This is a genomic window from Amazonocrinis nigriterrae CENA67 (assembly GCF_016056305.1).
Taxonomy (GTDB): Bacteria; Cyanobacteriota; Cyanobacteriia; order Cyanobacteriales; family Nostocaceae; genus Amazonocrinis; species Amazonocrinis nigriterrae.
The window spans coordinates 1-9,534 of sequence record NZ_JAECZC010000083.1; the positions used below are offsets into that span (position 1 = coordinate 1).

The window sequence follows — 9,534 nt, forward strand, 5'->3', positions numbered from 1 at the left end:
AGTGACATCTCGAGCAGGTACGAAAGTAGGCCTTAGTGATCCGACGGCGCAGAGTGGAATGGCCGTCGCTCAACGGATAAAAGTTACTCTAGGGATAACAGGCTGATCTCCCCCAAGAGTCCACATCGACGGGGAGGTTTGGCACCTCGATGTCGGCTCATCGCAACCTGGGGCGGAAGTACGTCCCAAGGGTTGGGCTGTTCGCCCATTAAAGCGGTACGTGAGCTGGGTTCAGAACGTCGTGAGACAGTTCGGTCCATATCCGGTGCAGGCGTAAGAGCATTGAGAGGAGCCTTCCTTAGTACGAGAGGACCGGGAAGGACGCACCGCTGGTGTACCAGTTATTCCGCCAGGAGTAGACGCTGGGTAGCCAAGTGCGGAGCGGATAACCGCTGAAAGCATCTAAGTGGGAAGCCCACCTCAAGATGAGTGCTCTCACTACATAAGTAGGTAAGGTCACGGGCAGAACACCCGTTCATAGGCGGTAGGTGGAAGTGCAGTAATGTACGTAGCCGAGCCGTGCTAACAGACCGAGGGCTTGACCTCACAATACATTGGTACAGCTAACTTCGCGTTGCTTGCAGTCTTCAGGGTTGTGAACAAGGGAAAAGGTTAAAGGGTAAACGGTAAAGGTAAATTTTTTCCCTTTTCTCTTTTCTCCCTTGCCCTCAAAGTTTTCCTGGTGCTGATTGCGCGGTGGAACCACACTGAACCCTTCCCGAACTCAGAGGTGAAACGCTGCTGCGGCCACGATAGTCTAGGGGTTGCCCTATGCCAAAATAGCTCTGTGCCAGGTTCTATACTCCAACATCAAAAGCCTTCCTTGATTAGCAAGGAAGGCTCTCATTTTTGGTATGATTCATCACTCATGACGATAGCAATATTTCGCTTTCCACTTAGACCTGATATCTTTACTTCTTGAGTTGCCACCCATAATGTTTTGGGTTTATTTAAATTTAGTATAATTCATGTAAAAGCCTCCTGGGGTAGCGATTGTGCTAATTAATCTAACCTATTTTTGGGTTGGATATTGTCTTTTTCATTAACTGTTACTTTGCGATTTTTAGCTAATCCACCTAAATACTTCCTAAATACTTTAATTGCCGCTTCTCTAACTCCAATAAAAATGATGTATTGTTGCCGTATCCAGCATCTATAATCACTATTCCTGGTTGATAACCACGACTTCAAGTCAAGTCTACTAATTTAATTGCTAATTCTGGTTTCTTTTCAAATTCTGGGTCTTTTTTCCTTATACTAAAGAATCAGCATGTTGATATAACTCTATATCTAATGGTAAGTTTTTTCTCCCATCATATAAATGCGTTGTTACCACTACTATTCCATTATTTGTCTTGCCAATTTCTCCAATGTATTGCCTTCCTACACCCAGCGTAAAATTTTCGCTTTTCCTATGTCCAGAGTCATCTATGAGCAAGCTAAAGCCCCTGCTAATTCTGGTCTGACTACACTTGTTCATCGTTTCTAAGCAGCGTTCATTGACTAGGCTACTAGACCAAAGGTGCTTCGGTTAAAAAGTTGGTGTAAACGATGGTATGTCACCCCTAAAGCATTCTCTGCCATTTGAAATAGGTTTTTTCTCTCACTTTCACCCAATAATACCCCTAGATAATGCCTAAATTCCTTTTTTGCGCTTTAGGGGATTATCATTTTCATGAGCAACTTTCTTGTTCTCAAGTATAGTCAATGTTGCTCTTATTGCTGAGAGTAGTCAAAATATGAGCAGAATTGGGCGTATTACTGAATTTATTAGCAAGAACAATGTCTAATCTTCTTGCTCACGCCCAAGAGCTAGTTTACATCTTAGCGGCACTTAGACATTTTTGAGCCTTTGGTGTATTTTCCTTTTCCTGCTTCTAATAATACTTCTGTACTTACAGCACTACCTTCAAAAGCCATCGCTCCCACTTGTTCACGAGCATAGCGGCAAGCGATAGGATCAATGTCAATAACACCAACAGTATGTCCTAGTTCTACCAATTTTTGAGCTAAACTCAGACCGACTAAGCCTGCTCCAGCAATTAGCACGTACATAGCTGCTCCTAATGCTCAAAAACTCACTACTTCACTCTAGCAATGTAGTGAAGATGTCGCTTGTTTGCGTTGTCTATGCCTCAATCCTGAATCTCTCATTAATTAATACCATCCCAACTGGAAAGTAGAACAAACCCAGAGTATCAAGCTGGTTCCCACGACACAAATAATTCCCGCCACCCCAGCTAGGGGTTTTTTGTTTTTACCTGTAAACCACTCTGAAACTTTACCTGTGTAAGTAATTAGTTGTGCTGTATCTATAGTAGCGATCGCCCACACCAATGCGGTGTGTAGTCCCCAAGCTATACCCAAACTGCCACTGTCCGCAACCCTTGCCAATACCAACATCATTCCCATGAGCCACAATCCTGGAAGTTGCAGTATAGTTTCGCGTTGCTCCCAAACCAAATGTAGAACCGCAAAAATGAAGCTAGAAACTGCTGCTGCTAGCCAAATTGGGTAATCCTGCTCGAATTCTGTTAACAAAAACCCGCGAAAAACTAACTCTTCTATACCCCCAACCAATAATGCTATTAATAAAATGGGTAAAAATATGGATGGTATTAACTTGATATTTGACATTTGCCAATTACACCAACCCAAAAAGTATTGACAGATAAACATAATAGCTAAACTCAGCACTCCCAACCCAAAACCCAGTGCTAAAGAACCAAGTATGGAAATATTTACTAATAAGCCGTAATCTGAAAAAGACTTATTAGTTAATCTAATAACTCCCCACAGAACGAGAGGAGCTAATAGGTAAAGTGACACCATTAACGGCAACTTTTGCTCTGGATGCAAAGATTTGCTTGGTTGAAAATTAAGTGCGATCACAGTTATTGCTGCTACTGGCAACCAGCAACCTACCCAGCAAATAAAAAATGCCATCACTACAACTAGTACTGATGCATCTTCCATAAATGCCACTAAGTAGTTGAATGATGGCTCAAATAAACTTGTTAAAACAAACAAAAAAAACACAATCAATTCCTTGCACAATAGATTTCTTGCTTTTTAATCAAGACTCTACTAAAATCAGTAACTTTTGCAAGGGGTCTAATCGTATTTTTTCCTGAGAGGAAATTCTCTCTCTCTATCTAACTAGCAGTTTGCTGTCAGGCTAGAGATAAGTTATTCAATATTCAAACAACTTATCTCTACCATCAGCAAATTTATTCTTCGTCTTCTAAGTCCTCGTCTGACTCATCAGAGTCTAAATCTTGTGAAGTTCCTTTTTTATCAGTTTCGCCAAGTTGAATCAGGTGAATATGCTTATATCCCAACCTAATTTCAAACTCATCTCCAGGTTTTAAACCCATCGCTTTAGTGTAAGTAGCACCTATCACAATCTGACCGTTTTGATGAACGCTAACTCTATATGTCGGTTCACGACCACGACCATCTTTAGGTGCTTCTGGACTAAGAGGAATTCCTCTAGCCGATAGCAACGCATCATAAAAATCTGTGAGATTAACACGAACCTGATTATTCTTAGTAACCGTATAATAGCCGCACTGCTTGGCTCTTTCTCGGCGTGGTAAAGTAGAAAGTTCTTTTACTTTAGCCAGCAGTGCTTTTCCTGTTAATGGTGCGGTTGCAGTTTCAGTCATTACGCTCAATTTTTCCTTACTCTCTCCAAACTGATAAACAATGTCGTTTTATGCCAGTATTTGACTTTTTAGCATCTGCATAGAGCTACTGGTGACTCTAGGGTGAGGGGTGAATTCCTGCTGAGAGAAAATCCAAGTGCCTCTATTATGGTTGTCCACAATAGATGATAAGTCATGGTGTGACAGGTATTAATTTCAGTGATTTTACGGCACTTTTAACCATGTTTCGCCATCGGAAATCAAATTATTTTCTCTTTTGGCGCTACTGTAGCTGTGTAACTTTAAGCCACCTTTACAAATTGGAGAGGCAAAAATCAGTGTTGATTTTCCTCCCAATTTCTTGCCGTTAAGTTCTACTACAAATAAGTTGTAGAACCCGTATATTGCAGGCTTTCCACGTTCATTGCTTGCCTTTGTTGCCTTTGAGTTGTAAGGTTTTCCTCACTCTTACTCTCAAGCTTAGGACAGCACAGTATTTGAATATGGTCTTTTGGACATACACCCGTTTGTCCTACCTGGAGAGACAAGAATTTTTCATGTCTCTTCATTACGAAGTAACAAAGCAGTAGCCGCGCTTATACGGCTATTGATTCTGGTTTTGTGACTTCGTAATTTTCTATTAAATACTAGCATGGACTAATAATAGCAAAATAGTTGTTAAGTTTTGAATTTAATTTGCTGGTGAAGTTTTATCTAAATCCCCTAACTCTAGGAGGTAAAAAGCAGTCAGGTTTTTGAATGCTGTTTCTTACCCTAGTGAGTACAGCAACATGGGTTTTATAAAAATTAATCTAAATTTAGCCAGCAGTTTTGACAAGTGACTTAGATGCTTTGATTTGCTTGATTTCGAGGAGACAAAAACCTGTCAGGATTTTTATCATGGTTTATTGTCACAAGACAAAAAGCAGGCAGCCATTCTATACTTCTGTCTATGGGAAGAATAAATTTAGCCAAATCTGGCAAGTGCTTGATTGCCACTACTAGATGTTCATCATCCGCTTTAACACTTCTATATAATCAAATAATTCCTCTTCGTGACTAGTGGAGGGATTTTTTCAACTAGAGAAACTGCTATAGGTATGAAGAAGTATTGAGAACCATTAGTAGATTGAGTCAAGGATATTTTCGCTATTTAGGGGATAAACATAAGTCGTTCTCTAGACAAACCCCCTTTATCTTCCACTTCCCAACAGGTAAATTAAATGTGAAGCTGTAATTAGCTGTTTTGCGGTCGGACTTAGAACTTAACACAAATCTTGCCTGTGGTGCTGATACAACTAAAATTTTAATGGTTATCCTGTAACTAGAATCAGTCGCTCTTTGCTCATCAGTCTCTTAACACCTGACTTTGAATTAAGGGCAACAAGAGTATAGCTCACTTTTCGTAACTACCTGCCTTGACTCATGATTTCTGAGGCTGGTGAAACAATTTTAAGACTTTGGTTGGTGAGAATGGAAGTTATTTTTAAAATTATTCGCCAAGAACAAAATTCCGCTCCTGTAGTGCAAACTTACCTTGTAGAGGCGGAATCTGGCAATACAATCCTGGACTGTCTGAATCAAATTAAGTGGGAGCAAGATGGAACACTAGCGTTTCGCAAAAATTGCCGCAATACCATTTGTGGTAGCTGTGCTATGCGAATCAATGGACGCTCAGCTCTTGCCTGTAAAGAAAATGTTGGGAGTGAACTTGCTAGATTAAAACAGATTGCTCCACCAAAAATAAGAGCCAATTCTATTCCAGAAATCACGATCGCCCCATTAGGGAATATGCCTGTAATTAAAGATTTGGTCGTGAATATGAGCAGTTTCTGGAATAATTTAGAAGCAGTAGCTCCTTATGTAAGTACAAAAGCAAGACTTGTACCAGAAAGGGAATTTTTGCAATCCCCCCAAGAGCGATCGCGCCTTGACCAAACTGGCAACTGTATTATGTGTGGCGCTTGCTACTCTGAATGCAATGCTCGTGAAGTAAATCCCGATTTTGTCGGCCCCCACGCTCTAGCCAAAGCCTACCGCATGGTTGCAGACTCCCGCGACAGTGAAACAGAAAATCGCTTAGAAAGCTACAACGAAGGCACTAAAGGAGTTTGGGGTTGCACCCGTTGCTTATACTGCGATAGTGTTTGTCCAATGGATGTGGCGCCACTAGAGCAAATCACCAAAATCAAACAAGAAATTCTGGCACACAAACAAGTTGATGAAACTCGCTCAATTCGTCACCGGAAAGTCTTAGTAGATTTAGTGAAAGAAGGTGGCTGGATTGATGAAAGGCAATTTGGTTTACAAGTCGTGGGTAACTACTTTAAAGACTTGAGAGGATTGCTGAACTTAGCACCTTTGGGGTTACGAATGATTATCCGGGGTAAATTCCCCCTATCCTTTGAGCCTTCAGAAGGAACACAACAAGTGCGATCGCTCATCGAATCTGTGCAACAACAAGAGGGAAGTAGGGAATAGGGAGTAGGGAGTAGGGAGTAGGGAGTAGGGTATTTTCTATCACCACTCCCCACTCACCACTCCCCACTCCCTAACCTTACGGCACATTCAACTGTTGCCCAGAACGGTCGTAGACTAAAATATCCCACTGCCCGTTGTTAGTGGATTCAAAGGCAATTCTATTACCATCAGCACTAATGGTGGGGTTACGCACTTCTGCTTGCAAGTTATTAGTCAAATTCCGTGACTGGCGTGTTTCGCGGTCATAGAGAATAATAGCCGATCGCCCCAAACGACTAGCAGCAAACACAACATAATGACCATCTTGTGAAACGCTAGGATGAGAGGCGATCGTATCCAAAGAATTTAAACCTGGTAAATCAATCAAATTCTGCGTCAGCCGATCAAACATATAAACATCTTGACTGCCCCGGCGGTCACTAGTAAAAACAATATATCTCCCAGAAATTTGGGGATTTAGTTCTGAAGCTAGACTGTTGATACTGCGACCCCCCGGATCAAACGGATAACTTAGCAAGCGGGGATAACCAAAACAACCAGTCAACAAACCAAAGCAAGCAAGCACAGGAATAAAAATAGTGCGATTAGTCATTAGTCATTAGTCATTGGTAATTGGTAATTGGTAATTGGTAATTGGTCATTAGTTATTCTCCCCTACTCCCCTGTTCCCCCTGCTCCCCCCACTCCCTAATCCCCACTCCCCACTCCCCAATCTAATTAGGCGGCGCACCCACAGTTGCACCATTGGGGATATCTAACTCCAGATTTGGCCCCCGGTCTAATACTTCAATATCCCACTGACCACGGCTAGCGGTTTCAAAGACCACATAACGTCCATCTGGGCTGATACTGGGATTTCTCACCCAGCCGCGATAAGCGGGAGTGAGGATTTGTGACAGTTGCGTAGCGCGATCGTAAAGCGCCACCACAGGTCTACCTTGGTCGCTAGTAATATAAGCTATATAACGCCCGGTGTAGCTCAAACTCGGACTTTCGGCAATTGTGTCTGGTCGATTTAACCCTGGTGTGGAAACAAACCGTTGTTCTGCCAAATCATAAACTAGCAGTTGGTGACTACCATTGCGATTGGAAATAAACGCCAAAAAGCGCCCATTTCCACTCAATGCAGGTTGCTCCTCAGTGTAGCGACTGTTGAGGGAATTAGGCCCAATAAGAATGTTGTCGGAATTACAAGATGCAAGCCAACTTGTAAAGCTAAAAATCAGGCTCCAATGAATTAGTCTTTGGAGCCAAAATTCCGGTGTAAATTTTTTCACCTCGACTGTTTACTGTTTTTTATCGCCTTTTAGCTTACATCCATCCGAGGTAATTTAAACATCGTCAAAATTGTTAGGATTATCTGGTTTCTCTTCTGGTGTTTCAATCGGGTTGTATGGTACATAGTCAGTTGGTATTGCCTCATCATCTACGCGCTCTCTGCGAGGAGCTGAGTCACTAGGAGAACGCCGTCTTCTTGGTCTGGGAGCAACGTCATCCTCTCGGCTTTCTGGGCGCACAGGCGCATTATTACCACGACGAGAAGGTTTTCTGACTCCGCCGCTAGAACTTTCCCAATCCTCAACTTCCCTGGAGGAAGAACCCCAATCTTCATCATAACTATCAGCAGGACGACTCACTGGACGCCCAGAAGTACGGCGACGGCTTCTATCGCCTGAGTCTTTTCTTTCAGTCCCAGTATTACGGCGTTCTGAACGACGGGGTGGTTGATCCTCGTAGTAGTCATCACGAGATGAACGTTCTTCACTGCTTCCTCGAATCCTGCGACGCACAGGACGATCTTCGTCTTCTTCTTCCTCATAAGGCAGTGGTTCTAACTCTGCCTCTACCCGAGCCTCATACCTATTCCTATTGTAGGAATACTTGCTACTCACTTCTCGCTCTGAGTCCACGATTGGAGTGTTGCGTTTGGCTTGTTGGGTGGCTATACCTCTTAAGCGAATACTTTCAACTGCAAAAAATACAGTTGTACCTACTAAAAGCAGCTGACCAAATTGCAAAATCGGGTCTAAGCGCCATCCTTGAAAGATGAGAATGAACCCGCAGAGTAAACCCACTGCGGCAAAAAATATATCTTGATCTCGGGACAGTTCTGGACGCACAGTGCGAAGAAAATACAGTGCTGCCCCAGCCACAGCCAGGACAATTCCTAGAATACTGGCTGAGTTCGTCCCAACATTGACCTGAGCCAGAACACTGGCTGAGTTCAGCCCAAAATTTAGCATTGTTCTTTTCCCAATATCAAATCTATGTTAGCGAGTCACAATTAAAATCACTACTCTAATTAGTCACAAGGATAATATATTAAAGCTTCAGAGCATCTGGCAAAGAGAGCTTCTGAAGCTGTTCACCGAAAACTAAAAAAATTTATGTCTGTCAGCTAAGTATACCTCGTCTTCACAGAGACGATTTTATGCGATTGGCTGAATTTCGGTAGATAGCTGACAGACAATCAGTTGTAAGAGTCGAACTGACTCCTCCAAGGATTATGAACGTTGGATCTTATCTTTTTGGCTAATGAAAATTAAACCAACAGTAGCAGGGATAACGACAATTACAGTACCCCAAAACAGACTCCAAAGAAAATTTGCTAAAGCAGGCGTCATAGTTCTCAACCTTTTTTTACACACTTCATCATAATTCTAATATGGTGTATCACTTCCTTTCCAAGTTAGTAGGGAGTAGTGAATAGGGAGAAGCCACTGCGGTCTTGGGGTCTCCCCAAGTGGAGCAAGTGGCGTTAGGGAGTGGGGGAGATGGGGAGCAGGGGAGCAGGGGATCTCGGGGTCCCCACGACCGAAAGAGAGTGGGGATTAGGGGCACAGGGGAGCAGGGAAAAATAACTCTTAACTCCTCACTCTTAACTCCTCACTCTTAACTCAGCACTCAGCACTTTCAAGTCAGTGATTGAAATAAAATATATGTAGAGAGTGCTTTACAAAGCTTAAAACTTTCTGGCTTTAGCCCAGCGCGTTTTTTATTCACAGATGGTAGTTCAAACCCATGACTGGTGTTAACGTAACTGTTTGGATTCTCGGCCCTATTTTAGGACTGATGACTTTTTTGTTTATTTTCCGCATCATTCTGACTTGGTATCCCCAAGTTGATCTGAATCGTTTGCCATTTAACCTCATAGCTTGGCCCACTGAACCTTTTTTGGTGCCGTTGCGAAAGCTAGTACCACCCATAGGCGGGGTGGATATCACCCCGATTATTTGGGTAGGGATTTTTAGTTTGGTGCGCGAAATTCTTCTAGGTCAGCAAGGAATACTCACCATGCTGTCTCGTGTAAGTTAGGGAATTGAGCATGGGGCATGGGGCATGGGGCATTGGGCATTGGGCATTGGGCATTAGTAATTTCTCCCCCATCTCCCCATCCCCCCATCTC

8 protein-coding genes, 2 rRNA genes and 2 pseudogenes are annotated in these 9,534 nt (G+C 42.8%); 4 read left to right on the forward strand and 8 right to left on the reverse strand.

Annotated features, from left to right (window positions below; translation table 11 throughout):
* Together I8748_RS28350 and rrf are read left to right on the forward strand one after the other, a co-directional pair.
* Positions 1 to 546 (forward strand): 23S ribosomal RNA (locus I8748_RS28350); the annotation flags it as partial.
* 132 nt (positions 547 to 678) lie between these two features.
* Positions 679 to 796 (forward strand): 5S ribosomal RNA (gene rrf, locus I8748_RS28355).
* A gap of 50 nt (positions 797 to 846) precedes the next feature.
* Here the strand turns inward: rrf and I8748_RS28360 are convergent.
* The 4 genes and pseudogenes from I8748_RS28360 to I8748_RS28375 form a co-directional block, all read right to left on the reverse strand.
* A pseudogene (locus I8748_RS28360) lies at positions 847 to 1,650 on the reverse strand (IS701 family transposase); the annotation flags it as partial.
* A gap of 219 nt (positions 1,651 to 1,869) precedes the next feature.
* Positions 1,870 to 2,055, reverse strand: a pseudogene (locus I8748_RS28365) (NAD-binding protein); the annotation flags it as partial.
* 102 nt (positions 2,056 to 2,157) lie between these two features.
* The gene (locus I8748_RS28370; protein WP_318781291.1) at positions 2,158 to 3,039 is read right to left on the reverse strand and encodes a CPBP family intramembrane glutamic endopeptidase; all 882 of its coding nucleotides are present in this window, start codon (positions 3,037 to 3,039) and stop codon (positions 2,158 to 2,160) included.
* Between the two features lie 191 nt (positions 3,040 to 3,230).
* Complete coding sequence (locus I8748_RS28375) at positions 3,231 to 3,668, reverse strand: AbrB family transcriptional regulator (RefSeq protein WP_096555973.1); 438 nt, start codon at positions 3,666 to 3,668, stop codon at positions 3,231 to 3,233.
* A 1,452-nt stretch (positions 3,669 to 5,120) separates the two neighbouring features.
* Between I8748_RS28375 and I8748_RS28380 the strand changes: the two genes are divergently transcribed.
* Complete coding sequence (locus tag I8748_RS28380; protein WP_198127849.1) at positions 5,121 to 6,128, forward strand: succinate dehydrogenase/fumarate reductase iron-sulfur subunit; 1,008 nt, start codon at positions 5,121 to 5,123, stop codon at positions 6,126 to 6,128.
* A 76-nt stretch (positions 6,129 to 6,204) separates the two neighbouring features.
* Here I8748_RS28380 and I8748_RS28385 read toward each other — a convergent pair whose 3' ends face one another.
* The 4 genes from I8748_RS28385 to psbX all read right to left on the reverse strand — a co-directional run bounded on the left by I8748_RS28385 (position 6,205) and on the right by psbX (position 8,752).
* Entirely contained in the window at positions 6,205 to 6,720 is a 516-nt protein-coding gene (locus I8748_RS28385) for a TolB family protein (protein WP_198127844.1), read from the reverse strand.
* 121 nt (positions 6,721 to 6,841) lie between these two features.
* Complete coding sequence (locus tag I8748_RS28390) at positions 6,842 to 7,405, reverse strand: TolB family protein (protein WP_198127845.1); 564 nt, start codon at positions 7,403 to 7,405, stop codon at positions 6,842 to 6,844.
* 54 nt (positions 7,406 to 7,459) lie between these two features.
* Positions 7,460 to 8,371 (reverse strand): Ycf66 family protein, encoded by a 912-nt coding sequence (locus tag I8748_RS28395; RefSeq protein ID WP_198127846.1) that lies wholly within the window; start codon positions 8,369 to 8,371, stop codon positions 7,460 to 7,462.
* 261 nt (positions 8,372 to 8,632) lie between these two features.
* Complete coding sequence (psbX, locus tag I8748_RS28400) at positions 8,633 to 8,752, reverse strand: photosystem II reaction center X protein (protein WP_096555983.1); 120 nt, start codon at positions 8,750 to 8,752, stop codon at positions 8,633 to 8,635.
* Positions 8,753 to 9,149: 397 nt separating this feature from the next.
* Between psbX and I8748_RS28405 the strand changes: the two genes are divergently transcribed.
* Positions 9,150 to 9,443, forward strand: a complete 294-nt coding sequence (locus tag I8748_RS28405; protein WP_198127847.1) for a YggT family protein — start codon at positions 9,150 to 9,152, stop codon at positions 9,441 to 9,443.
* Positions 9,444 to 9,534: the final 91 nt, after the last annotated feature.

Coding starts and splice junctions, on each gene's coding strand:
- I8748_RS28405 (WP_198127847.1), top strand. CDS start 9,150: ATGACTGGTGTTAACGTAACTGTTTGGATTCTCGGCCCTATTTTAGGA.
- psbX (WP_096555983.1), bottom strand. CDS start 8,752: ATGACGCCTGCTTTAGCAAATTTTCTTTGGAGTCTGTTTTGGGGTACT.
- I8748_RS28375 (WP_096555973.1), bottom strand. CDS start 3,668: ATGACTGAAACTGCAACCGCACCATTAACAGGAAAAGCACTGCTGGCT.
- I8748_RS28380 (WP_198127849.1), top strand. CDS start 5,121: ATGGAAGTTATTTTTAAAATTATTCGCCAAGAACAAAATTCCGCTCCT.
- I8748_RS28385 (WP_198127844.1), bottom strand. CDS start 6,720: ATGACTAATCGCACTATTTTTATTCCTGTGCTTGCTTGCTTTGGTTTG.
- I8748_RS28395 (WP_198127846.1), bottom strand. CDS start 8,371: ATGCTAAATTTTGGGCTGAACTCAGCCAGTGTTCTGGCTCAGGTCAAT.